This window comes from Conexibacter sp. S30A1, from assembly GCF_023330665.1.
In the GTDB taxonomy this organism is placed as follows: domain Bacteria; phylum Actinomycetota; class Thermoleophilia; order Solirubrobacterales; family Solirubrobacteraceae; genus Palsa-465.
Genome location: NZ_CP097127.1, coordinates 754,340 through 778,885, shown reverse-complemented (window position 1 = coordinate 778,885; position 24,546 = coordinate 754,340). Strand labels below are relative to the sequence as shown.

Genomic DNA, 24,546 nt, shown 5'->3' with positions numbered 1-24,546 from the left:
CAGGCTCACGGCGTGCCCGCGACCGCGGCGCCCTCGCCCTCTGAGCGACCGCGCCTGACCGCGTTTGAAAGCGCGCGCACGTAGCCGCGCGCAGCCGCCTCGACGATGTCGGTGGAGACGCCCTGGCCGGAGCCGCTGAGCCCCGCTACCTCAACCACGATCGAGGTCTCGCCGAGCGCGTCCTGGCCGCCGGTGACCGCCCCGATGCGGAACTCCCGCAGCCGCGCGTCAACGCCGGTGGCGACGTTGATCGCGTGAAAGATCGCGTCGATCGGGCCATCGCCGCCGAAGGACCCCTCGAGCACCTCGCCCCCCGGCACCCGCACCCCGACCTTCGCGTGCGGTGGGCGCCGTGTGGAGGACTCGACGTCGAAGTACTCGAGCGTGTAGCCGTCCTCCTCGGCCGCCTCGCGCAGCTCATCGGTCAAAAGCGCCTCGAGGTCCATCGCCGTCACCTGCTTCTTCTTGTCGGCGATCTCCTTGAAGCGCCGGAAGGCCTGGTTGAGCGTCGGCCCTGAAACCTCGTAGCCCAGCTCGGCCAGCGCCTGCGCGAGTGCGTGGCGGCCGGAGTGCTTGCCCAGCACGAGCTGGTTTGAGTCAAGCCCGACCGCGCGCGCGTCCATGATCTCAAACGTCGAGCGCTCCTTGAGCACGCCGTCCTGGTGGATCCCCGACTCGTGCGCGAAGGCGTTGCGGCCGATGATCGCCTTGTTGGGCGCGACCGGATAGCCGGTCAGGCGCGAGACGATCCGCGAGGTGCGCGCGATCTCCTGGGTGACAGCGCCGGTGTGCACGCCGAGCTCCGCCTGGCGCGTGGCGATCAACATGATGATCTCCTCGAGCGCGGCGTTGCCGGCCCGCTCGCCGATCCCGTTGACCGCGCATTCGACCTGACGCGCGCCGGCCAGCACACCGGCGATCGAGTTGGCGACCGCCAGGCCCAGGTCATCGTGGCAGTGCACCGAGACGACCACGTCGCGCAGGCCCGGCACCAGCTCATAGAGTCGCGTCAGGAAGGCCGCGTACTCGTGCGGCACGGCATAGCCGACCGTGTCAGGGATGTTGATCGTGGTGGCGCCCTCCTCGATCGCGATCTGCACGATCTCGGCGGTGAACTCGACATCCGAGCGCGTGGCGTCCATCGGCGAGAACTCGACGTCCTCACAGAACGAGCGGGCGTGCGCGACCGCCTCCCGGGCCATCCGCCGCACGTCGTCGCGCGTGTTCTGCATCTGGTGCTGGATGTGAATGTCGGAGGTCGAGATGAAGGTGTGGATGCGCAGCCGCTCGGCCTCCTTGAGCGCCGCGAAGGCGGTGTTGATGTCCTCCGGGAAGGCGCGTGCCAGGCCGGCGATCACCGGCCCCTCCACCCCACGCGCGATCGCCTGCACGGCGGCGAAGTCGCCGGGCGAGGCGATCGGGAAGCCGGCCTCGATCACATCCACCCCGAGCCGCGCGAGCTGCTGGGCGATCTCGAGCTTCTCCTGCGCGTTCAGCGATATGCCGGGCGACTGCTCGCCGTCGCGCAGCGTGGTGTCAAACAGAATTACGCGGTCTTTGTCCTGCGATGGCGCCATAAGTGGTCTCCTTGGGCTCTCGTACTGCCTTCTCTCGTGCTTGGTTTGCGGCTATCTGCGGCCGCCGGCGCGCTATTCCCCCCGCGGGGGGAGGAGGAGAAGGCAAAGGTGCAGAGCGCGGGCCATCTGGCGCAAAGCCTAGCCGTTCGCGGAGGGCTGCGCAAGCAGCGGAGGGGCGGGCCAGCGGGCCCGCCCCTCCGGCGGTACGCGTGCTCACAGCGTGAGCGTGACCCCTGCTACGAACCCGTCGCTTGCGGCGATCTCGCGCACCAGCGCATCCGGTACAGCCACGTCGGTGGTGATCACCATCGCCGCGTAGGGCTCCTGATCTGCGCCCTCGGGCTGGCGGCCGACGATCGAGGAGACGATGTTCACGCCGTGCTGGCCAAAGAGCGTGCCCACGCGCCCCAGCATCCCGGGGCGATCGTGGTAGCGGAACATCGTGACGTGCTGCTCGAGCTGCACCTGGAAGCGCTGACCCCACGCCTCCAGCAGGTGCGGGCGGTGCAGGTTGCCGATCACCGCGCCCGCCACGGTCGCGCTGTGGCTGGCGCTCGCGACGGTCACGCGGATCATGTCGGTGTAGTCGCGCGCCTGCTCCTGCTTGGCGTCCTCGGTGCTGATCCCGCGCTCCTTGGCCAGGGCCGGCGCGTTTACCTCGTTGAGGTCCTCCGCCCCACCCTTGGCGGCCAGCACGCCCATCAGCACGTTGAGGCCCAGAAGGCGGGTGTCGCGTGCGGCGATGCCACCGAGGAAATCGACCTTGACGGTCTCGACCGCCGCCTCCTCGTCGAGTGAGGCGGCGATCTTGCCCAGGGCGCGGGCGAGCGGCAGGAACGGGGTCAGCGGCTCGATGTCCTCGTCGGGGATCGCCGGGATGTTGACGGCGGTTGTGACCGAGCCGCCGGTCAGCGCCGCCACGATCTGCTCGGCCGCCTGGAAGCCGGCGCGGTCGTTGGCCTCTGCGGTTGAGGCGCCGAGGTGCGGGGTGACGATCACGTTCGGGTAGGCAAACAGCGGGTGGTCGGTGATCGGCTCTGACTGAAAGACGTCAAGCGCCGCGCCCGCGACCTTGCCGCTGTCAAGCGCCGCCTGCAGGTCTGAGTCGACGACCAGCGGCCCGCGTGCGACGTTCAGCACGCGCACCCCGTCCTTGCACTTGGCGAGCACCTCGGCGTTCAGCCAACCGGTCGTCTCCGGCGTCTTTGGCAGGTGCAGGGTCAAAAAGTCGGCGACGGCGTAGACCTCCTCGGCCGTCTGCGCGCGCGTGACGCCGAGCTCCCGGAAGCGCTCGCCGCTGACGACGGGGTCAAACGCGATCAGGTTCATGCCAAAACCCCTGGCGCGCTCGGCGACCAGCTGGCCGATGCGGCCGAAGCCGATGATCCCGAGCGTCTTCTCGTAGAGCTCAACGCCCGAGTACTTGGAGCGGTCCCAGCGCCCGGCCTTCAGCGACGCGTCGGCCTGCGGGACGTTGCGGGCGAGCGCCAGGAGCAGCGCGAGCGTGTGCTCGGCGGCGGTGACGACGTTTGAGAGCGGCGCGTTGGCGACCACGATCCCGCGCCTTGAGGCCTCGGGCACGTCGACGTTGTCAACCCCGACGCCGGCCCGGCCGATCACCCGCAGCTTCGTGCCTGCGGCCAGCAGCTCGGCGTCCAGCTTGGTCGCCGAGCGGATCAGGATGCCGTCAAACTCGCCCAGGCGCGCCTTGACCTGCTCGCGATCCCAGTCGAACCCGAGCTCGACATCAAAGTGGCTTTTGAGCAGCTGGATGCCGGAGGCGCCGACCTTCTCTGCAACAAGGACCTTGGTCATCAGTTCTGCTCCAGGATGTAGTCGATGCAGGCGGTCAGCGCCTGCACGTCGGCGGGGTCGGTGGCGGGGAACATGGCCACGCGCAGCTGGTTTCGGCCGAGCTTGCGGTAGGGCTCGACGTCGACGATCCCGTTGGCGCGCAGGGTCGCAGCGATCTGCGCAGCATCGGTCTCCTCGCCAAAGTCGATCGTCGCCACAACCAGCGAGCGCTTGGCGGGGTCCGTCACGAACGGCGTGGCGTGCGCATGCGCCTGCGCCCAGCTGTAGATGTGCTGCGCGGAGGCGCTGGTGCGCGCCACCATGGCCTCGAGACCGCCGTTTGCCAGCATCCAGTCGATCTGGTCGGCCAGCAGAAACAGCGTTGCGACCGCCGGGGTGTTGTAGGTCTGGTCCTTGCGCGAATTCTCGAGCGCCGTGGTCAGCGACAAAAACTCCGGGATCCAGCGCTGCGCACCGACCGTCGGGCGTTCGGCGTCGATCCGCTCGATCCGCTCGATCGCGGCGGGGCTCGCCAGCGCCAGCCACAGCCCGCCGTCTGAGGCAAAGCCCTTCTGCGGCGCGAAGTAGTAGATGTCGGCGTCGCTGACGTTGACCGGCAGACCGGCCGCGCCGGAGGTCGCGTCGATCAGCACCAGGCAGTCCTCGTCGAGCCCGCCCGGACGCTGCACCGCCACCATCACGCCGGTCGAGGTTTCGTTGTGGGCCCAGGTGATGACGTCAGCGCCATGCTGTGCCGCCACCTGCGGGTCCGGGGCGTCACCGGGCTGCGCTGCGACCACGATCGGCTCAGCCAGGAACGGCGCCTGTTTGGCGCCCGAGGCGAGCTTTGCGGAGAACTCGCCGTAGGTGAGGTGCAGCGGCCGTTCGCGGATCACTCCGGCGATCAGCGCGTCCCAGAACGCGGTCGTGCCGCCGTTACCGAGGATGACCTCGTAGCCCTCGGGCAGGCTGAAGAGCTCGCGCAGGCCGGCGCGCACCCGCCCGACCAGCTGCTTGACCGGCTTCTGCCGGTGAGAGGTGCCCATCAGCGTGCTGCCGGTGGCCGCCAGCGCGGGCAGCTGCTCCGCTCGCAGCCGCGATGGTCCGCAGCCAAAGCGCCCGTCGCTGGGCTTGAGCTGCTCGGGTATGAGTATCTGGGTTTGGGGCACAGTCGCTCCTCGGATCCGCTGGAGGTGAGTGAGAGAGATGGGTGCCCAGGCGCGCGGCGACAGCGGCCCGCCGCTTCCCGGTGGTGCTCCACCTAGTCGCGCCAGTCACAGCGGGCTTCTCAAACGATAGCGAAGCGGCTGGGGTTGGGCGCAGCGCCGGCGTGCTCAAGTCCTCCCAGCTCGGCGCGGTGAGCTGCACGGCCGGGCCCGCTCACATCCGCGGCAACTTCGCCCGGGTTGGCCCTCTGCGCCGCCGCTCACTCGTGGAAGGCGGTGTCGATCCAGGCCATGTGCGAGCGCAGGTCCTTGCCGACCACCTCGACCTGGTGTCCTGCCTGCTCCTCGCGCATGCGCTTGAAGCTCTCCTGTCCGGCGCGGTTCTCGGCGATCCACTCGTGCGCGAACTCACCCGACTGGATCTCTGAGAGGATCTGCTTCATCGCCTGACGGGTCTGGTCGGTGATCACCCGCTTGCCGCGCGTGTAGTCGCCGTACTCGGCCGTGTTGGAGATCGAGTAGCGCATCCCGGCAAGGCCCTTCTCATACATCAGGTCGACGATCAGCTTGAGCTCGTGCAGGCACTCGAAGTAGGCCATCTGCGGGCTGTAGCCTGCCTCAACCAGCGTGTCGAAGCCGGCCTGCACCAGCTCTGAGACGCCGCCGCAGAGCACCGCCTGCTCGCCGAAGAGGTCGGTCTCTGTCTCCTCCCGAAAGCTCGTCTCAAAGACGCCTGCGCGGGTGCAGCCGATCCCCTTGGCGTAGGCGAGCGCGAGCTTCTGCGCGCTGCCCGTGGCGTCCTGGTGCACGGCGACCAGCCCCGGGATCCCGGTGCCTTCCACATACAGCCGGCGCACCATGTGACCCGGGCCCTTGGGCGCAACCAGCGCCACATCAATGTCCTGCGGCGGCTTGACCGTCTCATACAGCACCGAGAAGCCGTGGCTTGTGAGCAGCAGGTTGCCGGGCTCGAGGCCACCCTGGATCTCCTCCCAGACGGCGCCGTGCAGCTCATCCGGGACGAGCAGCATCACCACATCGCCCGCGGCGGCCGCGGCGGCCGGGTCGAGCACCCGCAGGCCGTGGCTCTGCGCCTTGGCGACACTCGCCGAATCGGGACGCAGACCCACCACGACATCGACGCCGGAATCTTTTAGGTTGTTTGCGTGGGCGTGGCCCTGGGAGCCGTAGCCGATGATCGCGACGGTCTTGCCGTCGAGCAGGTGAAGGTCAGCGTCGTCGTCGTAGAACATTGCCAGCAGGCTAGCGGAGCACCCGCCGCGCCGGCCCTGCGCCGTCCTCAGTAGACCCAGACCAGGCTCTTCTGTGAGCCATCGGTTGCCCGGTAGCGTCCGTGCGCGAGCTTGTCACTCACCAGCGAGAACACCGCGCCGGCACGGCGGTGGAAGGTCGCGACGGTGCGCCAGCCGTGCCGCTGGACCTGCACGCGCACCGTCCCCGAGGTCGGCGCGATCCCCCACAGCTGGGAGCGGCCACGTCCGTCGGTTGAGACCACCAGCGGAAAGCGGTAGGCGACAAGCGACGGCTTCGGCTTGCCGTTGTAGTAGTAGACGCCGGAGGCGTAGTTGATCGTGTATGGCGGCGCCTGATCGCGCAGGAGGTACCAGAGCACGGTGCTCACGCCCTCGTGCCAGAAGACGTAGAAGGACTGCTCGAGCCAGCGCGCCTGGGTCGCAAGCGACGGCGTCCCGGACACGTGGATCGGCGGGTCTGACTGGTAGCTGAACTCCGTCACCCACAGGGGCTTCTGGGTGTGCGGAAGCACGGTGTGGGCGGCAAGGCCGGCGTTCAGCACCCTGGTCAGCCGGGCGAGGTCAGGCGCTGAGGCGTCAAGCGGCGAGACCGCCGGCGTTGTTGGCGAAAACGCCTCATATGGGTCTGAGGCGAGCACGTTGAAGTGCGCTCCGCCGCCCGCGCACCTGACCCGCCTGAGTTGCGGGCTCAGGCACAGGAGGTTCTCGAGAAAGGTGACAGGGTGGGTGCGCTCAAGGCCAGTGAACGGCGCATCGCCGTAGCCCTCGAGGCCGGTCATCAGCACGACGTCGGAGCGATCACCGGCCTTCACGCCGGCGTAGAAGTCGTTCAGCATCGAGCGATAAATGATCGCCCCGGTGTTCACGGCGCGGCCATGTACGCGGACCCACTGCGGCGAGAGGTGGTTTGTCATGTTCGCCTCGCCCCAGGCCTGCATGTACCGCACGCGCGGGAGCACGGTGCCGAGGGCGGCGGGGTTTGGGTAGTGGCCCGAGTAGCGGGTCGCAAGCGCCTGCCCGAGCTCGCCAAACGCCTTGGCGTTGGGCCTGTAGCCTCCGGTGGCCTCCAGGGTGGCGCTGCCGCCGGAAGCCTCCGCCCAGCTCGGCGCAGCGGTCACCAGGAACACCGGTGTGAGCCCGGCGGAGGTGATCTCCTCGACACGCTGGTCCAGATAGGAGAAGTTGAACTGTGGGCCCGCAGGGTTGGTCGGGTTTGTACCTGGAGCAGGCGCGCTGGGCTCGACGGTCCACCAGTCGACCTCGATCTGCACGAACCTTGCTCCGGAAGCGCGAGTGTTGGCAAGCCAGGTGGGCGTCGTCACGCCAGCTTGCGTGCCATCGAACCAGACGTCGTCGACGAAACCGCGCGTGAAGGTGGCCGCGCGAGCCTGCGCGGTTGCGAGCGCCAGCAGCGCCAGCGCCGCGACCAGCACCTGAAGCCCTCTCCGCCAGCTGGCAGAACACACCCCAGGCACGGCGGTCTGGGGGCCTGTAGCACTCACGCGGGCCATCATAGGGGCCATTGCCCTGCACCGGTGCAGGATCGGGGAAGCTCAGGCCTGCGCACAGGCGACCAACGAGCTGCCGGGCAGTTCGATCTCGCCCTCTGGGCTCACGTACTCCGCGGCGGTCTCCGCCAGCCGGTCGGTCAGCCGTTGACGACCGCTGCTGTCGAGCGTTCGCCAGACCGCGGCGAACTGGCCCGAGTGATCGAGCGTCTCCGCGATCCACTCGGTCACGTTGCGGTAGCGGCGCACGATCGCCACCGCATCGCTCTCAACCTCGACAAAGCCTGCGTCCGCGAGCATCTGCTCAAGCAGGCCAGGGTGAGATAGAGCGAACATGCCGGGGCCGCCTTGCGGGGCTGGCTCGGCGTGCCCGAGATCGACCAGCACCCGCTGGATCAGCGTCGCCCACGGGTTCTCATGCGGAAGGTCCCAGACCGCCAGCGCCATGCGCCCACCGGGTTTCAGCACGCGACGGCATTCGCGCAGCGCGGCGGCGGGGTCAATCACCAGCATCACCCCCCAGCGGCACAGCGCCACATCGACGCTCGCGGCCGGCAGATCGATCCACTCGAGCTGCAGCTGGCGGAACTCAACGTTCTTCAAGCCGTGCTCGGCAGCACGTTCACGCGCGACCGCGAGCATGCCCGCGGTCGCGTCGCTACACATCAGCACACCGTCCGGGGCGATCATCCTCGCCGCCATGAAGCCGGTGTCACCGGGACCGGCCGCCAGCTCAAGCACCCGCTCCCCCGGCTGGGGCGCCGCGTGCGCGAGCATCCACTCCGACACCGGCAGCGCCGCAACCTGGCTGTGGTCAGCCTGACGGCCCCAGCCGCCGGCCACCCGCTCCCAGCCGTCTAGAAGCCGCTCCCGCTGCTCCTCAAGGTCCTCGTCCATGTGCCCTCAGGCTAGCTGGCGGCGCAGCAGCTTGCCGGAGACGGTCCGCGGCAGGCTCGGGCGAAACTCGATCTCCTTGGGGACCTTGAAGCGCGCCAGGCGCTCAGCGACGTGACGCTCGAGCTCCTGTGGGCTGGCTTGCTGTCCTGACCGCAACACAACGGCCGCAACCACCCGCTCCCCCCACTCCGGGTCGGGTTTCGCAAAGACGCCGGCGTCGGCGACCGCAGGGTGCTCCAGCAGCACCGCCTCGACCTCGGCCGGCGCCACGTTCTCACCGCCCGAGACAATCGTCTCTGAGCGCCGTCCGATGATCCGAAGGCGCTTGTTTGCGTCAAGCGCACCGATGTCGCCGGTGTGCAGCCAGCCGTCCTCTGAAAGCGTGTTGGCTGCGATGCTTGCCCCGCGCACGAGCACCTCGCCGTCGGCGGCGACCTGCAGCGTCACACCGTGCAGCGCGAAGCCGAAGGTCGCAAGCTGTGAGCAGCCCTCGGTCATGCCGTAGGTCGTGGCGACCGGGACCCCGGCGGCCGCCGCACGCGCCACCAGGCTGGGTGGTATCGGTCCGCCGCCGAGCAGCGCAAAACGCAATGTCGGCGGGCGTGAGAGGCCCGCGTCAAGGAGCCGTGAGAGCATCGTCGGCACCACCGACACGAGCGTGATCGCCCGTTTTGGGTCCATCAGCTCTGCGAGCACCGCTTCGGTGTCGTAGCGCTCGTGCAGCACGACGGTCGTGGCGTAGAGCGTCGAGCGCAAGAGGATCGAGAGGCCGCCCACGTGCGCGAGCGGCATCACGCACAGCCAGCGCTCGTTGCGGTCAAGCCCGAGCGCGAGCGCGGAGCCGATCGCGTTGGCCTCCCAGTTGGCCAGTGTCAGGTGCACCGGCTTGGGGGCCGCCGTGGTGCCGGAGGTGAACATCACTGTCGCCACGTCTGGTCCGGGCGGCTCAGCCACGTGCCGCAGCCGCCGCTCTGTCACCGACAGGCGACCGTCCACCGGGACGGCCGTTACCCCAGCGAGCAGCGCGCCGTGCAGGCTGACGGCAAAGCGCGCCCCGCTGGTCTGGATGTGGGCTACCCCCCTGGTCGGCGCCACAACCTGCTTGGTGGACGGTGTTTTGCGCGCCGCCGCGGCGCGCCGCGCGGCCGTGAGCAGCTGTGCGTAGGTGAGCGTGCGATCGCCCACCGCCTCAAGCGCGATCGTCTCCGGGCGCCGCGCCGCCGCCCGCTCAAGCCAGTCATACATGCCCGCAAACGGTAGTCTGAGTCGCCGTGAGCACCACCTGGGAGAAAGCCGCCGACTACGCGGACATTCGCTACGAGCTTGCGACCGGCGAGGACGCGGGGATCGCGAAGATCACGATCAACCGCCCGGAGGTGCGCAACGCGTTCCGGCCCGAGACCGTGATCGAGCTGATGGACGCCTTCAACCGCGCGCGTGAGGACGAGTCGGTCGGCGTCATCATCCTCACCGGCGCAGGCGAGCTTGCCTTCTCAAGCGGCGGTGATCAGCGCGTGCGCGGCAGCCGCGGCGGCTACGTGACCGGCGCGGACCCCACGCAGGCCGGTCACCACCAGACGGCCGGGCGTTTCCACGTCACCGACCTGCACGTCCAGATCCGCCGTCTGCCCAAGCCGGTGGTGGCCATGGTCGCGGGCTACGCCGTCGGCGGCGGTCATGTGCTGCATGTCGTCTGCGACCTCACGATCGCCGCTGACAACGCCCGCTTCGGCCAGACCGGCCCGCGCGTCGGCTCATTCGACGGGGGCTTTGGCGCCAGCGCGCTCGCCCGCCTGGTCGGCACCAAGAAGGCCAAGGAGATCTGGTTTCTCTGCCGCCAGTACAGCGCCCAGGAGGCGCTCGACATGGGCCTCATAAACGCGGTTGTGCCGCTCGCCGAGCTCGAGGCCGAGACGGTGCGCTGGTGCAGGGAGATGCTTGAGCTCTCCCCCATGAGCCTGCGGCTGCTCAAGGCAAGCTTCAACGCCGAGGAGGACGGCATGGCCGGTATCCAGCAGCTGGCCCACGACGCCAACTACCTCTTCTACATGAGCGAGGAGGCGGCCGAGGGCCGCCAGGCCTACCTGGAGAAGCGCCGCCCGGACTTCTCCAAGTTCCCGCACCGCGCCTGATGCCGACCACAACCACAGGGCCGGTGCGCATCTGGGTGATGGCGGCCCGGCCACGCACGCTGCCGCTCGGCGTCGCGCCGGTGCTGGTGGGAACCGCGCTCGCCGGCTTTCTCGGTGTCTTTCATCCGCTGCGGTTCGTCGCCGCCGTGCTGGGCGCGGTCTTCATCCAGATCGGTGCGAACCTCTCAAACGACTACTCCGACGCGCACCGCGGCGCCGACACCGAGGAGCGGCTGGGGCCGGTGCGCGTGACCGCCGGCGGGCTGGTCCCGCCTCGGCAGGTGCTGATCGCGACCTACATCACCTTCGGGATCGCGATCCTCTGCGGCGTATATCTGATCGCCGTTGCCGGCTGGCAGATCCTGCTGATCGGGGTCGCGTCGATCATCGCCGGCGTGCTCTACACCGGTGGCCCGCGGCCCTACGGCTACGAGGGGCTCGGCGAGGTGTTCGTCTTTCTCTTCTTCGGAGTGGCGGCCGTTGCCGGCTCCTACTTCGCGCAGGTCCGTCACTTCAGCTGGGAGTCGCTTGTGCTCTCGGTCCCAGTGGGGCTGATCGCCGCAGCCGTGCTGGTGGTCAACAACGTGCGCGACCTCGACACCGACAGACGCGCCAACAAACGCACGCTGGCGGTCCGCCTGGGGCGTGAGCGTGCCCGGACGATGTATGCGGCGATGCTGATCTGCGCCTACCCGGTCGCGCTGCTGCCCTGGCTGCTCGGCCCGCTGCGCGCCTGGCTGCTCCTGCCACTCGCGACTCTGCCGCTGGCTGGGCGGCTGATAGGTGTCGTCTCCAGGCACACCGACGGGCCGACGCTGAACGGGGCGCTGGCTGGCACCGGCCAGCTGCAGCTTGGCTTCTGCGTCCTGCTCGCCGCCGGCCTGTTGCTCAGCAGATGATCGCGACCGCCAGGCTGATCAACGTCGGCCTGAGCGATGCCCTGCGACCGACGGCCGGTTCCCCGCAGCTTCGCCCGCTCATCCTCCTCCGCCTCGAAACGTCCGACGGCCTGAGCGGTCACGGCGAAGCCGCACCGCTTGAGGCCTACGACGGCATCAGCACTGAACGGGCACTCGCCGCACTCGAACGCCACCAGATGGTGCTCAAGGGACGGCCGGGGCCAACGGACCCGTCCGAGCTGCGCGAGGCGGTCGCGGCCTGCGTGACAGCCGACCCGCTGCCGCAGGCGCTGGCAGCCGTCGACATGGCGCTCTGGGACCTCATCGGCCGCCGCAGCGGCCTGAGCGTGCACGAGCTGCTCGGTGCCAGCGACCCATCACCGATCCCGTTGAACGCGACGATCGGGGCGGTCGCACCGGCTGAGGCGGCCGCCGAGGCCGCTGCTGCCCACGAGGCGGGCTTTGAGGCGCTGAAGGTCAAGGTCGGTACGCCCGATGACCGCCAGCGCCTCAAGGCCGTGCGCGAGGCCGTGGGGCCGGACATGCTGATCCGCGCCGACGCAAACGGCGCCTGGGATCGCCTCACCGCGCCCGAGCGACTCCGAGCGCTCGCCCGCTTCGACATCGAGCTCTTCGAGGAGCCCGTGCATGGCCTGGAGGTGACCGAGGCGCTCGCGCGCGGGCTGCCGGACGTTGCCGTCTCCCTGGACGAGAGTGCGAGCGCCGCCCTGGCGCATGGCGCCCGCCGACTCTGCAGCGCCCTGTGCCTGAAGGTCTCAGCTAGCGGCGGCATCAGCGGCCTGATCGCCGATGCGGCGCGCGCGCGGGAGCTCGGCTACGAGGTCTATATCGCCTCGACCCTCGACGGCCCGCTCGGGATCGCGGCAGCACTGCACGCCGCCGCCGTCGTCCGGCCGGATCGCCACTGCGGTCTAGCGACACTGGGACGCTTTGACCGGCCGGTCCCGACGGCACTGCAACCAACCAACGGGCTCATCCGCGCACCTGCCGGCCCGGGACTCGGCGACCGGCTACTGAACTGGTACTGAGCGGCCGGTCGACCGGCCCCAGCGCATAGGCCGACGACCTGGCGGCTGAGCGCTCAACCTTCAAGCAGCGCCTGGGCGACGGCGTCCGGCCGTTCCAGGTGCACAGCATGCCCAGAATCGGGGACGATCCGGACTTCCGCACAGGGGACCAGGCTCGCCATGTCGCGTGCGAGCGTGGTGAACTTCGTGTCACGAGCGCCAGCTAGCAGCGTGACCGGCATCATCAGCTCCCCCAGTCGCTCCCACAGCGGCGGCAGGGCACCGGTCCCGAGACCACGCAGCGCAGCGGCAAGCCCTTCGGGCGTGCTGTGCAACCGATCCTGGTAGGCCGCCTGCGCCACGCTTGGCGGTGCATCCGCGAGCACCGGTGTCTGGGCCCACTCGCGCGCGAACTGCTCGATCGTGAGCCGCTCGATCCGTTCGGCCAGGCGCTCGTCCGCGAGTCGCCTTGCAACGCGCTCGGCTTCATCGGCGATGCCGGGACTTGCGCCGATCAGGACCAGCCGCCGGACACGCTGTGGCAGCGCAAGGGCGACATGCAGCGCGATTCTGCCACCCTGTGAGTAGCCGGTGAGTGTGAAGTCCTCGCGGGTCAGTGCCGTGATATCGGCGATCACCGCCTCGAGCGTGATCGGCCATGCGGCTGCGTTGGATGCGTGGCCGCGGATGTCCGGTGTGATCGCGCGGTACCGTTGGCCGAGCGCCTGGACGACCGGTTGCCAGCTTGCGCCGCTGTTGGTGAAGCCGTGCAGCAGCACGGCAACCGGTGCGTGTTTCATCCTTTCATCATGACCACCACCGCCAAAGACAGCTATCTGGTGATCGGCGCGCTGCTCGATGAGCTGGTGCGATGCGGTATGCAGCACGCGTGTACCTCGCCGGGGTCGCGCAACACACCGATCGTGCTGTCGATCGCCCGTGATGAGCGGCTGCAGGCGTGGTCGCACATTGACGAGCGTGCAAGCGGCTTCTTTGCGCTCGGGGCGGCGAAGGCTTCGGGCAGGCCGGTTGCGGTCACGTGCACGTCGGGCACGGCGGCCGCGAACCTGATGCCCGCGGTTGTGGAGGCGCGTTACGCGGCCGTGCCGCTGATCATCCTGACCGCGGACCGGCCACCGGAGCTACGGGATGTCGGCGCCGGCCAGACGATCGATCAGCTCAAGCTCTACGGCGAGAACGTGAAATGGTTTTGCGAGCTGGGCGTGCCGGAGGCCAGCCAGGAGCGTTTGCGCTGGGTTCGCTCGCTGGCATGTCGTGCATATTGGACGGCGCTTGGCGACCGTCCCGGTCCGGTGCACATCAACATCCCGTTGCGCGAGCCGCTTGTTCTGGCAAGGCCGCTCGAGGTTGACGAGCTGCATGCTGGCGGACGTGCCGGTGGCCGCCCCTGGGTCAGCGAGTCTCACGCAGGCCGACTGGCCACTGACCTGCCGGAGGTCGTCGCTGAACCTGAGCTGGCCGGCAAGCGGGCTGTGATCATCGCCGGTGAGCTTGGTGGCGCCCGTAGCGAAGCGGACTGGCGTGCGCAGGGCCTGCGGCTCGCCGCGCTGGCGGCCCGGGCTGGGGTGCCGCTGCTGGCAGATCCGCTCTCGGGTGCGCGCAGCGGCAGCGCGGCGATCGCGCACTACGACCTGCTCCTGCGCGACCCCGACAGCGCGGCGGCGCTCACCCCGGAGGTGATCTGGCGGATCGGTGAGCTACCGACCTCAAAACCGCTGCGCAACTGGGTCGCAGCGGCGGACACGGCACAGCACATTCTTCTGGCGCCCGATGAGCGCTGGAGCGACCCGGCAGCACGGGTCGGCGAGCGGATCGTCGGGAGCACCGACCAGCTGCTTTGCATTCTCGAAAGCGTGTACGCCAACAGCAACAGCACCAGCTTCAGCGACAGCGGCTGGCTCCAGCAATGGAGCACGGCTGACAGCGCCGTCGCGCACGCTATCGCTGCGCCGCTGCGCGACGCCGGACTGAGCGAACCAGCTGCGGTCACAGCACTCGCCCAGCTGCTGCCGCCGGACGTGACTCTTGTCGTAGGCGCGTCGATGCCGATCCGTGATGTCGAGGAGTTCTTTCCCGCTCTCAACGAGCCACTGCGCGTGCTGGCAAACCGGGGCGCCAACGGCATCGACGGCACCGTCTCAACCGCGCTTGGTGCGGCGGCAACCGGCGCCGAGGTCGTGCTCCTGCTCGGTGACGTCACGCTCGTACACGACATCGGCGGCCTGCTGGCCGCCTCACGCCTCGGCCTCAAAATCACGATCGTGCTGCTAAACAACTCCGGCGGCGGGATCTTCGACTTCCTTCCCGTCTCAACCCAGGGCGAAGCCTTCACACACCACATCGCCACCCCCACGGGCCTCGATTTCTCAACGGCAGCCCAGCTCTACAGCCTCGCACACCGTCAAGTGACCAAGGTCGACGAACTCACCGAAGCACTGCTCGGCTCCGTTCACGGGACCGGAAGCGCGATAATCGAGGTGCGGACCGACCGCGCCACCAACCGTCAGCTGCACGCCGACGTCGAAGCGACGACGCTGGCCGCCCGTGCCCCACAAGCACCGACCGCAAGCTCCACGTACTGAGACCCCGGACGGTTCTAGATCCAAGCATTGCACTCGTCTTCGCGCCACACCGTGGGCCAACGCGCCACATGGTGGGCTAAATTGGACTCTCCTGATGGGCGGAGGGCGGCGCAAGTACAGCGCCTGGGGTTGCAGCCCTGACGTCGACTGAATCAGTCTATTATCAAAGTCCCACTCAGAACAACGCGCACGCTGCCAACAGGCACCTGCCACCACAATTGACGAGCGAAACGTTCGGAGAGCTAAAGACTGCCTTACAGCATGTCGACTACGGTTTGGTAGGACACACTGCGAGACGACCGGCGATGGTGTATTGGCACAAATCTGAGGCCCTACCTTCCGTCATCTGAGCCATGCTGAGCCCCTCTAGTCGCAAACGATCTCAAGATTCAACGCCTGCCGACTCCTTGCCAAAGTCATTTGTCTGGGAGCAGATCCGACACCTGCTGTCAGCGATGCCGCTTTCGATGGCTGGACTGGCCTTGTCCTCCGTCGCCGGTGGCTTTGCAGAGGCTGGCGTATTGGCGGTGCTAGCAGAAACCGCGCTGCTGATCGCAAAGCATCAGTCAGACATCGCCACTACTCTGGGACCCGTCCGGCTGCATGCGTCGATTGGCGCACTGCTCGTGCTCGGAATCGGCCTCGCGCTCGCAAGGCTCGCGCTTGGGTTGGTCACCTCGTTTATACCAGCCAGGATCGTCACCTCAATGCAGGCGACGCTCCGTAGCGATCTCTTCGACGCATTCACCCGCGCCTCATGGAATGTGCAGTCACGCGACCGCGAGGGCCACTTCCAAGAGCTGATCACCAATCACATCAATAGCGCCATCCAGGCCTACTCTGCTGCCGCAGCCTTGATTACAGCAGCTTTGACATTTCTGGTGCTGGTAATCTCAGCTGTTGCCCTGAGTCCGTTCGCCGCGCTCGGAATCATCCTGGTGGCCGGGACCCTTGCGGCTGTTCTGCGGCCATTAGGCAATCTGGGCCAAAGACGTGCTGCCGCCCTCTCAGAGGGCTGGCTCGCGTACGCTGGAGGCGTCAACGAGGCGGTCCGTCTCGCTGAGGAAACGCACGTCTTTGGGGCACAAGCGAAACAAAGAGAGCGCCTAGACGCGTTTATAGCCTCCTTTCACCGTCCGAACCTTCACGTGAACTGGCTGGCAAGGCTCGTGAGCACCGTCTACCAAAGCTTGATCTACCTGTTACTCGTCGTGTCGCTGCTGGTCCTCTATTACGCCGCACCCGCCAACTTGGGCGCGCTCGGCGTGGTGGTGCTCATGCTGGTGCGCTCCGGCTCCTATGGACAGGCCGTTCAGTCCGGGATTCAGACGCTCCGCCAGTCACAGCCTTACGTAGATCGGCTAAGGGCAGCTGAGCGTGCATACCGGGAAAGCGCTGCGCCGACTGGGGCCGAGCCGCTCGGAGAACTCAAGACTCTTGAGCTTCGTGATGTCTCATTTTCGTACGACCGCGCGATGGCGGCGCTGAAGCACCTGAACCTGGAAGTGGTGGGAGGCGAGACCATTGGCGTCGTCGGGCCATCTGGCGCGGGCAAGTCGACGCTAGTTCAGATCCTGCTCGGCCTTCGGCCGCCGACGTCCGGTGAATACCTGATCAACGGTCGTGGCGTCGGTGAGTACACCAACGAGTCGTGGAACAGGGCAGTTGCCTACGTCCCCCAGGAGCCTCGCTTGCTGCACGCTTCGGTTACCGAGAACATCAGGTTTTTTAGGGAGATTCCAGACGATGCCGTGATGCGCGCTGCGATCGATGCAGGCATCCACGACGACATTATGCGCTGGAGCGACGGCTACAACACGATGGTCGGCCCACGCGCTGATGCCATATCTGGCGGCCAGCAGCAGCGCATCTGTCTGGCGCGCGCGCTCGCCGCCGAACCGGCGCTCCTCATCCTCGACGAGCCCACGAGCGCTCTGGATCCGCTGGCTGAGCAACTGATCCAAGACTCGCTTATGCGTCTACGCGGCAACTTGACACTCGTTGTGGTCGCGCACCGAATGTCAACCCTTGAGATCTGCGAGCGAGTTCTCGTTATCGTTGACGGTGCGGTCGAGGCATTTGGCTCTGTGGCTGAGCTTCTGAGTTGTGGCGGGTATTATCGCTCAGCCGTCGCAGCTAGCCTTACGGCGCCGACAACGCTGGCCAGGCTCACCTCCTTAGATTGACCAGCTGAATCAGGCAACTCGCCGCAGATCCGGAGCCGCCGAAGGAACCACCCGACGCTAGAGGTCGCTTGCTCGCCACTTGCGGTTCCGGGACACGGAAGCGCGGGGGCTGATAGGGGGTCCACGTCATGCAGCACCGAACACCGCCTGACTGGGCGCTGCCGAGGCCTGAGCGCCACGGGGCATCCCCGCGCCGTCAGCCGGACAACACCGGAAGCAGCGCTTGCAGCTTGATCTCCGTCTCCTCGAGTTCGGCAGCTGGGTCAGAGTCGGCGACGATGCCGCAGCCGGCATAGCAGGATGCGTCCCGACCGCGCAGCAGCGCGCAGCGCAGGGTGACGCAGAACTCTCCGTCACCGGCGGTGTCGGTCCAGCCGAGCGCACCGGCGTACCAGCCGCGGTCAAGACCTTCCAGTGCAGGTATGAGCCGCTGCGCCGCAATTCCGGGTTCGCCACCGACGGCAGGTGTGGGGTGCAGTGCACCTGCAAGCGTGAGCACACCAACGGGCCTGCGCAGCTGCGCGCGGATCGGCGCGGCGAGGTGCTGGATGTTCGCGACCCGCACGAGCACCGGCTCCGGCGCGGTCGTCACCCAGACAGCATATGGCTTGAGCTGACGGGCGATCCGCTCGGCGACCAGCAGGTTCTCGTGGCGGTTCTTATCGCTGCGCAGCAGGCTCTCCCCCAGATGGTCATCAACCGCCGGGTCCGAGCTGCGGCGCGTCGATCCGGCAAGCGCAACGGTGCTTGCGCGCATGCCCTCACGGCGCACCAACAGCTCGGGGGTCGCGCCGATGAAGGTCGCGTCGCCACGGCCGGCGGCGTATACAAAGCACTCTGGAAAACCGTGGCGCAGCACATCAAGGACCGCTGCCGGATCGTGCGCCACCGGCGCCTGGACCTGGACCTCCCGCGCCAACACGATCTTCTGGAGCTCACCCGCACGGATGCGCCTGACGGCGCTGCGCACGGCCTCCTCGTAGTGCGCTGGCGGCATTGGGCTGTGGACCGTAAAACGCCCCACCGGCGCGGGGTCGAGCATGGGTAGTGGCTGTTCGCGCAGGCCTGTAAGCAGGTCCTGCACTTCGCTGAGGACGGCGTCGGGGTCTGCGTCGCGACTGTGGACCGCAACGTTGCAGGTGATCCAGGTGCTCTGACCACGGCGTGCGAACCACACCGCCGGAACGGTCAGCGAGCCCGGCCCAAAGCCCTGCCATGCCGGGCTTGAGCCACCGTCCTCAGCGAACGCGAAGCCCGCGTAGGCGACGAGGCCGGAGCCAGGCGGATCGCCGCCCGCGTCGCTGAGCGCCCGCTCGGCAAGGGCCATCCAGCGACGCTCGAGCTCACGGAAGCGTTCGGGGCCTTCAGCGTCAAGCCTGAGCGCGGCGCCCAAGCCGGCGTGCGCGGTGCTCACTCGGGCGGGTTGCTCGAGCACATACCAGCGCTCATGCCCGGCCCGGCTTGAGAGCGCGATCGCCACCGGATCGTGCTCTCCGGTCAGCTCTTCGCTGACGCTGACGACGATCGGCGAGCCTGGCTTGGCGCGGCGGGCAGCGGTGCGGACGCGTGAGCGCAGGCGCGCCTGCGCCCCCGCCGATAGCCACTCGGCTGTCGCGTGCGTGAGCGTCAGGTCTCCGCCCGGCCGCGAGCTATCGCGATCTCCCCGGTTCGTGCCATTTCCACGAGCCCGAAGGGTCGCACCAGCCGCTCAAACGCGTCGATCTTCTCCTGGGTGCCGGTGACCTCGGCGACCAGCGTGCGCTTGCTCACATCGACGATCTTGGCGCGGAAGATCTCACACACCTGCATCACCTCGGCCCGGCTCCCACCATCAGCGGAGATCTTGAACAGCGCGAGCTCGCGGGCCATCGTCTCCGTCGGCTCGAGGTCGCGGATCTTGAGCACGTTGACCAGCTTGTGCAGCTGTTTGGTGACCTGATCAATCGACTGCACCGCGCCGTCCAGCGTGAGCGTGATGCGGGAGATCGTCTCGTCATCCGTGGGCCCCACTGCAAGCGTGTCGATGTTGAAGCCCCGCCGCGCGAACAGTCCGGTGATGCGAGTGAGCGCGCCGGGCTTGTTCTCGACGAGGATCGAGAGGATGTGTTTACGGCCAGTGCGGAAACTGCCTGCTGCCTCCAGCTCCTCTAGAGAGAGAAGCTCCTTGGTTCCTGGTTCGCCCATCAGTCCCTCCCTCAGCCGACCATGTCGCGCGCGGCCTGTCCGGGCGCGATCATCGGGTACACGTTCTCCTCGGCGGAGACCCGGACATCAACGACCACCGGGCCGTCTGTGGCCAGTGCCTGGCGCATGCCCTCAACGAGCGTGTGCTTGTCAGTCAGACGCACGCCGGTCGCGCCGTAGGCCTCGGCCAGCTTAACGAAGTCCGGGTACTGACCGGTGTGCACCTGGCTGTAGCGGCGGTCCCAGAAGAGCTCCTGCCACTGGCGCACCATGCCGAGGTAGCCGTTGTTCATGACGAACACCTTGACGTCTATGCCGTTCTGCGCGCAGGTCGCGAGCTCCTGGGTGTTCATCTGAAAAGAGCCGTCGCCGGTGATGCACACCACCATCTCCTCAGGCCTTCCGACCTTCGCGCCCATCGCAGCGGGCAGGCCAAAGCCCATGGTGCCAAGGCCGCCGGAGTTGATCCACTGCCGAGGACGGTCAAAGTGGTAGTGCTGTGCCGCCCACATCTGGTGCTGGCCAACATCGCTTGCGACGATCGCATTGCCCTCGGTCGCCTCAAAGAGCGCCTGAACCATGTACTGCGGCTTGATCTCGGAGTCGTCGCTGTCGCTGTAGGCAAGCGGGTAGCGCGCGCGCCAGGATTCGATCCGATGCCACCACTCCTCGAGCCGAGCTGGATCCGGCTTGAGCGCGCGGTACTCGGTCGTGAGCCGCGGCAGGATGTTCGACGCATAGCCGACGATTGGGATGTGCGCCGGCACGTTCTTTGAGATCTCGGCCGGGTCGATGTCGATGTGAATGAACTTCGCGTGCGGCGCAAACTCCGAGAGCTTCGCGGTCACGCGGTCGTCAAAGCGCGCGCCGATCGCGACGATCAGGTCCGCCTCATCCATCGCGTAGTTGGCGGTGCGCGTGCCGTGCATGCCGAGCATCCCAAGCCACTGCGGATGGCTTGCCGGGAAGCTGCCGAGCCCCATAACCGTGCAGGTGACCGGCAGCCTGTCTGATGTCGCCAGCTCACGCAGCTCGGCTGATGCGCCCACCGCGCCCCCGCCCGCGTAGATCACGGGCCTGCGGGCGTTGGCAAGCGCCTTGGCCGCCAGCCGGATCTGCTTCTGGTTGCCGTCCGTGGTCGGCTGGTAGCCGGGCAGGTGCACGTCGGTGATCGGCTCATAGGGGATGTCAGCGCGGCTGAGATCGGTTGGTATGTCAACGACCACCGGCCCGGGCCGCCCGGTCCGGGCGATGTGGAACGCCTCGTGGATCGCGCGTGGCAGCTCCAGCGGATGCTGGATCATCATGCTGTGCTTGACGATCGGCATCGTGATGCCGATCGTGTCCGCTTCCTGAAAGCCGTCTGTGCCGAGCAGCTCGGTGCGGACCTGGCCGGTCAGAAACACGACGGGCACCGAGTCCATCATCGCGTCACAGATCGGCGTGACCAGGTTGGTCGCCCCAGGGCCGCTTGTGCCGAGCGCCACGCCAACCTTGCCGGTGGCCTTCGCGTACCCCTCGGCGGCGTGGCCCCCGCCCGCTTCGTGGCGCACGAGAATGTGCCGGATACCGGCGTCGTAGAAGGCGTCGTAGGTGGGGAGGTTCGCGCCGCCGGGCAGGCCGAATACGACCTCGACACCCTCTGCCTTGAGACATTCCATCAGTGCGTCGACTGCACGCATAGCGCTCGCCTCCTTTCCAGAACTCGCAAATGGCGCGGCCGCTCCGCGCCTGTCGGTGCGTTTCAGTCTATTCGCTGGCGCAACGTTGCCCAGACGAGGGCCAGACTCGGTTCCTCAGCGGGCGACGCCGTTGCGAAGCTGCGCCTCAGGCGCGATCGCGACCTCAGGAAACTCGAGCTCGTACCCGCAGCGCATGCAGACGGCGTCGTAGAGCCTTACGACCTTGTGACAGCGCGGGCATTGCCGGCGCAGCTCCTGGTTCTCATAGCGGTAGAGCACGGCCGTCAGCAGCCCGATGAACGGGACGCAGAACGAAACCAGAAACCAGATCGTGAACGAACTGCCCTTGACCTTGCCGACATAGCCGCCCGCCAGGCCAAAGAAAAAAAGGATGACGATGAGGCCAAACCCGTATGTGTCCACTGCCTGACCCTCAGAGCAGCTCTTTGGCGGCCCAGATCACCGCGACGATCACGGCGATCACGGCAACCACCCAGAAAACGGCCACCACCAGCCCAGCGATCACGTGAAAAACGAGCACCGCAGCCGCCACGACAATCAGCGTCGCTGCGGCCTTGCGCAAGACCGGGTGGCCGCTGCGGGTGCGCTCAAGCTGGCGGGCCATATGTCAAGCGTAGCGCTCCACGCGCCGCGGCGTGTGACTACCGGTTGCGGTCGCGGTAACCGGCCGGCGACTTGGCCGAGTACTCGTCCCGGCCGGAGCTGACACGCGCCAGACGGTAGCGACGCACCGGCATCGAGCCCGGCACCTCCGTGTTGGCACGACCGCCGTAAACCAGTATGAGCCTTGATTTGTTCGGTGTTGTGGTCATGGACACATGCTGACCGCCAGGGCTCGAGGGGACACTGGCCGCCTGTCCAATCTTCGCCGCCGTCGCGTGCTCCGATGGTCCAGATCGGACCGAGCACGGCTCCGCCTGCGCTCAGGTAGAACAAACGTCCGGCGCGTGCAGGGACAGCCGTCCAGCTTCGGACCAACGCGCTTCCGCAACGACGAAGCTTGGCCCGATGCCTGAGGCATGCAGAAATCGCGCCGCCTCAGCCGCACCGCCGCGCTCACCTACCTCTCGATTGTTGTCCTCATCCTCGCGGCAGCGCTGATGGTCGAAGCCCGCAGCGCGCTCGCGCTTACGAGGCCACTCAGCCCCCAAGTGGACGCCCACAACATAAGCCAGCAAGCCACCTCCAGGCAGGCTCAAAGCGCCGCAGCGCTCCCGGCGGAGGGCATCTTTGCAGGCTGCGCGCTCAACAACTCCGCGCTCACGACCTGCGAGCAACAGCTCACGCAACTGCACGCCGCTGGCATGCAGGTCGCGGTCGTGGGCATGCAGGGCGATTCGCTGGCAGAGCTCTCGGCCTACGCGGCCTACGCCCAGAGCGTCGGCGTATCCCTGATGTGGCAGATCAACGACCCAGGTTTCTGGGGCAGCGCCTGGATCGGCCAGAGCGCGGCCGCGGACTGGCCCCAGTTCAGCGCAGCCTGCGGCTGCACCGGCACCTCGCAGGTTCTGCAGTACATGATTCAGTGGCTTGGGGCGCTACCGGCGACCTACGGCTACTACGCCGCCGACGACTCCACGCTCACGCCGTCAGAACTGCCCGGCCTCACGCAGTATGTCGCCGCGATCCGCGCCGCTGATCCCAACCACATGATCATGGTCGGCTCCAGTGAGGGCCAGGGCACCACCTACTACAGCGCGGGCGCGACGATCGGCAACGAGATCTACCCGGTCACGACCTCCTCGTTGCTGCCCTACTCAAACAACAGCGCGACCTGGCAAGCGATCCAGCAGGGTGTGCAGCAGGACGCCCGCGCCGCCGCACAAAACGGAACCGCCTCCGCGTTCATCCTGCAGGCATTCACCTTCGGGGACAACATCTGGGATGGCGAAGCGGTCGGCGTCTGTACCGCGAGCATGAGCCAAGCGCAATGCGGAAGCCTGCTCCAGTACCCGTCTGCGGCGGTGCAGCTCGAGCTGCGTAACGAGGTGCTCCAGTACGGACATCCGAAGCTGATTCTGTGGTTCAACTACAACGAGGCCTCGCAGGGCAACCGCTGGGCGGCGCTCAGCAGCGTCGTGCAGGCGCCGTACCCTGTGAGCGCATCGGCCGCGCGTGCAAGGCGCTCCCAGATGTCCCGCGCACTCAGGCGCCGACGGCATCTGATACGCCGGCGTATGCACGCCAGCCGGCGCTGGCGGCGGACCTGATCCCTTACGGCGCGACCAGCGGCATTACTCGATCCAAACCGCTGTGCCGATGCCGACCAACGGCTTGAGCTTGAGGATCTCCGGGTCCTGCAGGCGTACGCAACCGTGAGACGGATCACCCGGAATCAGCCACGGCGCATTGGTGCCGTGGATGCCGACGATCGAGCCGTCCGGGAACTGCGTGTCGTTGGAAAAGTCCGTGGTGCCAAAGGCCCACGGTCCGTAGAACGGGTCGGTTGACGTGAACCCTTGATCGATCCAGAAGTGCCCTGGTGGCGTCGCCCAGCCGCTTGCCCAGTTGCCGACACCGACCGGCGAGGTAAAGATCATCACGCCGCGTCGGTAGACCCACAGACGCTCGAGTCGACGCTTGACGATGATCAGCGTGTCCGCGGTCTTCACCGGACCGAGCCAGGCACGCTTGACCCAGCCAGTCTGGCCGTTGGGGCGCATCGGGACGTCGATGTGCTCCCAAAGTACTCCGTGCACCCGCTTTGCGGCGATGAAGCGGTAGGTCTGAAGCGCCTCGGTGTCGGTTGTGTAGAAGCTCAGCTTGTTAACCAAGCGCGAGTGCACGTCCGGCTGCCGGTAGATCGGCTTCTGCACGTTCGCAACCGCGAAGCGCGTGATCACGTCATAGGGGTTCTTGGCAGCGCCCCGGGCGTTCGCCGCTCGGGCGCTTACCGCCGCGACAAGTGCAAGCGCGACAGCGGCTAGGAGCGCCACCGACGCTGCGAGCGTCCTCACTCGAGCCGCCGCCGGGTCCGTGCGCTGCGGCGCACGGACCCCATTCCACTCAGCGGGAGCGCCCCCACCTGCCGGCGCCTGCGCCATCTCAGCCTGTGAACACGGGCGTCGAGACGCAGACCGCAAAGTGCAGCGTCTTGCTCACGGAGCGACCCTTGACGTCTGTCACCCGGATCGTGAGCGCGTGGCCTCCCGAGCCGAGCGCGAGCGTCGGGATCTTGAAGCCCTTGACGATCCAGCGCACAGGCCCGCGGCCCTTGAACCGAATCGTGCGCAGGACCTTCCTACCCATGCGGATCTGGATCCGACGGATACCGGCGTTTGAGGTGAAGCGCAGCAGCGGCAGCGTATACCTGGTGCCGCTGTTTACACACTTCGCGCTCGGCGCTCGGTTGGTGATGTGCGGCCTGGTGCATTGTGGCGTGTACTTCGTGCCGCACCTTGCCGGCAGGACGTGCCTGCCTGTGTGTGTGCCAGTGTGCGTGCTAGCGGCCACCGCAACGCCCGAGGCCCCAGCTATAAACGCACAGAAAACCACGAACGTCGAGATGGCTTTGCGCAATTTCACAACCCCCTGCGATGGAGTCGACCACGCCACTTGCTCCCGCAAGAGGCCGAACAGGCGTGACTCTACCACC

22 protein-coding genes and 1 riboswitch are annotated in these 24,546 nt (G+C 67.5%); of the genes, 6 read left to right on the top strand and 16 right to left on the bottom strand.

All coding sequences use genetic code 11. The features are described 5' to 3' along the window. Positions 1 to 5: 5 nt before the first annotated feature. From M3M54_RS03855 to M3M54_RS03825, 7 genes are all read right to left on the bottom strand, one after another. Complete coding sequence (locus M3M54_RS03855; protein WP_249020866.1) at positions 6 to 1,577, bottom strand: 2-isopropylmalate synthase; 1,572 nt, start codon at positions 1,575 to 1,577, stop codon at positions 6 to 8. A 213-nt stretch (positions 1,578 to 1,790) separates the two neighbouring features. Continuing rightward, a complete protein-coding gene (gene serA / locus M3M54_RS03850; protein WP_249020865.1) occupies positions 1,791 to 3,392 on the bottom strand; it encodes a phosphoglycerate dehydrogenase in 1,602 nt (533 codons plus the stop codon). Beyond that, positions 3,392 to 4,540, bottom strand: a complete 1,149-nt coding sequence (gene serC, locus M3M54_RS03845) for a phosphoserine transaminase (protein ID WP_249020864.1) — start codon at positions 4,538 to 4,540, stop codon at positions 3,392 to 3,394. The genes serA and serC overlap by 1 nt, the downstream gene beginning before the upstream one ends. Positions 4,541 to 4,576: 36 nt before the next feature. Then, positions 4,577 to 4,659, bottom strand: a riboswitch (ZMP/ZTP riboswitch). 138 nt (positions 4,660 to 4,797) lie between these two features. Further along, positions 4,798 to 5,799, bottom strand: a complete 1,002-nt coding sequence (gene ilvC, locus M3M54_RS03840; protein ID WP_371878641.1) for a ketol-acid reductoisomerase — start codon at positions 5,797 to 5,799, stop codon at positions 4,798 to 4,800. 38 nt (positions 5,800 to 5,837) lie between these two features. Further along, the gene (locus tag M3M54_RS03835; protein WP_249020863.1) at positions 5,838 to 7,244 is read right to left on the bottom strand and encodes a hypothetical protein; all 1,407 of its coding nucleotides are present in this window, start codon (positions 7,242 to 7,244) and stop codon (positions 5,838 to 5,840) included. Between the two features lie 120 nt (positions 7,245 to 7,364). After that, positions 7,365 to 8,216: a class I SAM-dependent methyltransferase gene (locus M3M54_RS03830; RefSeq protein WP_249020862.1), complete on the bottom strand. Its 852-nt coding sequence runs from the start codon at positions 8,214 to 8,216 to the stop codon at positions 7,365 to 7,367. 6 nt (positions 8,217 to 8,222) lie between these two features. After that, on the bottom strand, positions 8,223 to 9,461 hold the full coding sequence (locus M3M54_RS03825) for an AMP-binding protein (RefSeq protein WP_249020861.1): 1,239 nt from the start codon (positions 9,459 to 9,461) through the stop codon (positions 8,223 to 8,225). Between the two features lie 26 nt (positions 9,462 to 9,487). Here M3M54_RS03825 and menB point away from each other — a divergent pair, with 26 nt between their 5' ends. Genes menB through M3M54_RS03810 form a run of 3 tightly spaced genes read left to right on the top strand, consistent with a single transcriptional unit; the run spans position 9,488 to position 12,296 of the window. Then, entirely contained in the window at positions 9,488 to 10,348 is an 861-nt protein-coding gene (gene menB / locus M3M54_RS03820; RefSeq protein WP_249020860.1) for a 1,4-dihydroxy-2-naphthoyl-CoA synthase, read from the top strand. Then, positions 10,348 to 11,247: a 1,4-dihydroxy-2-naphthoate polyprenyltransferase gene (locus M3M54_RS03815; protein WP_249020859.1), complete on the top strand. Its 900-nt coding sequence runs from the start codon at positions 10,348 to 10,350 to the stop codon at positions 11,245 to 11,247. Before menB ends, M3M54_RS03815 begins: the two co-directional genes overlap by 1 nt. Continuing rightward, positions 11,244 to 12,296 (top strand): mandelate racemase/muconate lactonizing enzyme family protein, encoded by a 1,053-nt coding sequence (locus M3M54_RS03810; RefSeq protein WP_249020858.1) that lies wholly within the window; start codon positions 11,244 to 11,246, stop codon positions 12,294 to 12,296. Before M3M54_RS03815 ends, M3M54_RS03810 begins: the two co-directional genes overlap by 4 nt. Before the next feature lie 53 nt (positions 12,297 to 12,349). Here M3M54_RS03810 and menH read toward each other — a convergent pair whose 3' ends face one another. Continuing rightward, on the bottom strand, positions 12,350 to 13,075 hold the full coding sequence (menH, locus tag M3M54_RS03805) for a 2-succinyl-6-hydroxy-2,4-cyclohexadiene-1-carboxylate synthase (RefSeq protein WP_249020857.1): 726 nt from the start codon (positions 13,073 to 13,075) through the stop codon (positions 12,350 to 12,352). A gap of 9 nt (positions 13,076 to 13,084) precedes the next feature. Between menH and menD the strand changes: the two genes are divergently transcribed. Both menD and M3M54_RS03795 read left to right on the top strand, forming a co-directional pair. Further along, positions 13,085 to 14,878: a 2-succinyl-5-enolpyruvyl-6-hydroxy-3-cyclohexene-1-carboxylic-acid synthase gene (gene menD / locus M3M54_RS03800; RefSeq protein WP_249020856.1), complete on the top strand. Its 1,794-nt coding sequence runs from the start codon at positions 13,085 to 13,087 to the stop codon at positions 14,876 to 14,878. Positions 14,879 to 15,333: 455 nt separating this feature from the next. Further along, positions 15,334 to 17,064: an ABC transporter ATP-binding protein gene (locus M3M54_RS03795; RefSeq protein WP_249020855.1), complete on the top strand. Its 1,731-nt coding sequence runs from the start codon at positions 15,334 to 15,336 to the stop codon at positions 17,062 to 17,064. Positions 17,065 to 17,260: 196 nt separating this feature from the next. On the opposite strand, the gene M3M54_RS03790 is transcribed toward M3M54_RS03795, so the two are convergent. The 6 genes from M3M54_RS03790 to M3M54_RS03765 all read right to left on the bottom strand — a co-directional run bounded on the left by M3M54_RS03790 (position 17,261) and on the right by M3M54_RS03765 (position 21,763). Beyond that, on the bottom strand, positions 17,261 to 18,544 hold the full coding sequence (locus M3M54_RS03790) for an isochorismate synthase MenF (RefSeq protein ID WP_249020854.1): 1,284 nt from the start codon (positions 18,542 to 18,544) through the stop codon (positions 17,261 to 17,263). 146 nt (positions 18,545 to 18,690) lie between these two features. Then, positions 18,691 to 19,248, bottom strand: a complete 558-nt coding sequence (ilvN, locus tag M3M54_RS03785; RefSeq protein WP_249020853.1) for an acetolactate synthase small subunit — start codon at positions 19,246 to 19,248, stop codon at positions 18,691 to 18,693. Between the two features lie 11 nt (positions 19,249 to 19,259). Beyond that, on the bottom strand, positions 19,260 to 20,930 hold the full coding sequence (gene ilvB / locus M3M54_RS03780; protein WP_249020852.1) for a biosynthetic-type acetolactate synthase large subunit: 1,671 nt from the start codon (positions 20,928 to 20,930) through the stop codon (positions 19,260 to 19,262). A gap of 114 nt (positions 20,931 to 21,044) precedes the next feature. After that, positions 21,045 to 21,353: a hypothetical protein gene (locus M3M54_RS03775; RefSeq protein ID WP_249020851.1), complete on the bottom strand. Its 309-nt coding sequence runs from the start codon at positions 21,351 to 21,353 to the stop codon at positions 21,045 to 21,047. A gap of 10 nt (positions 21,354 to 21,363) precedes the next feature. Continuing rightward, the gene (locus M3M54_RS03770; RefSeq protein WP_249020850.1) at positions 21,364 to 21,555 is read right to left on the bottom strand and encodes a hypothetical protein; all 192 of its coding nucleotides are present in this window, start codon (positions 21,553 to 21,555) and stop codon (positions 21,364 to 21,366) included. Between the two features lie 37 nt (positions 21,556 to 21,592). Beyond that, positions 21,593 to 21,763: a hypothetical protein gene (locus M3M54_RS03765; RefSeq protein ID WP_249020849.1), complete on the bottom strand. Its 171-nt coding sequence runs from the start codon at positions 21,761 to 21,763 to the stop codon at positions 21,593 to 21,595. 207 nt (positions 21,764 to 21,970) lie between these two features. Here M3M54_RS03765 and M3M54_RS03760 point away from each other — a divergent pair, with 207 nt between their 5' ends. Beyond that, positions 21,971 to 23,161 (top strand): hypothetical protein, encoded by a 1,191-nt coding sequence (locus M3M54_RS03760; RefSeq protein ID WP_249020848.1) that lies wholly within the window; start codon positions 21,971 to 21,973, stop codon positions 23,159 to 23,161. Between the two features lie 24 nt (positions 23,162 to 23,185). Here M3M54_RS03760 and M3M54_RS03755 read toward each other — a convergent pair whose 3' ends face one another. Together M3M54_RS03755 and M3M54_RS03750 are read right to left on the bottom strand one after the other, a co-directional pair. Then, entirely contained in the window at positions 23,186 to 23,887 is a 702-nt protein-coding gene (locus tag M3M54_RS03755) for a L,D-transpeptidase (protein WP_249020847.1), read from the bottom strand. A gap of 109 nt (positions 23,888 to 23,996) precedes the next feature. Beyond that, complete coding sequence (locus M3M54_RS03750) at positions 23,997 to 24,470, bottom strand: hypothetical protein (RefSeq protein ID WP_249020846.1); 474 nt, start codon at positions 24,468 to 24,470, stop codon at positions 23,997 to 23,999. Positions 24,471 to 24,546 lie beyond the last annotated feature (76 nt).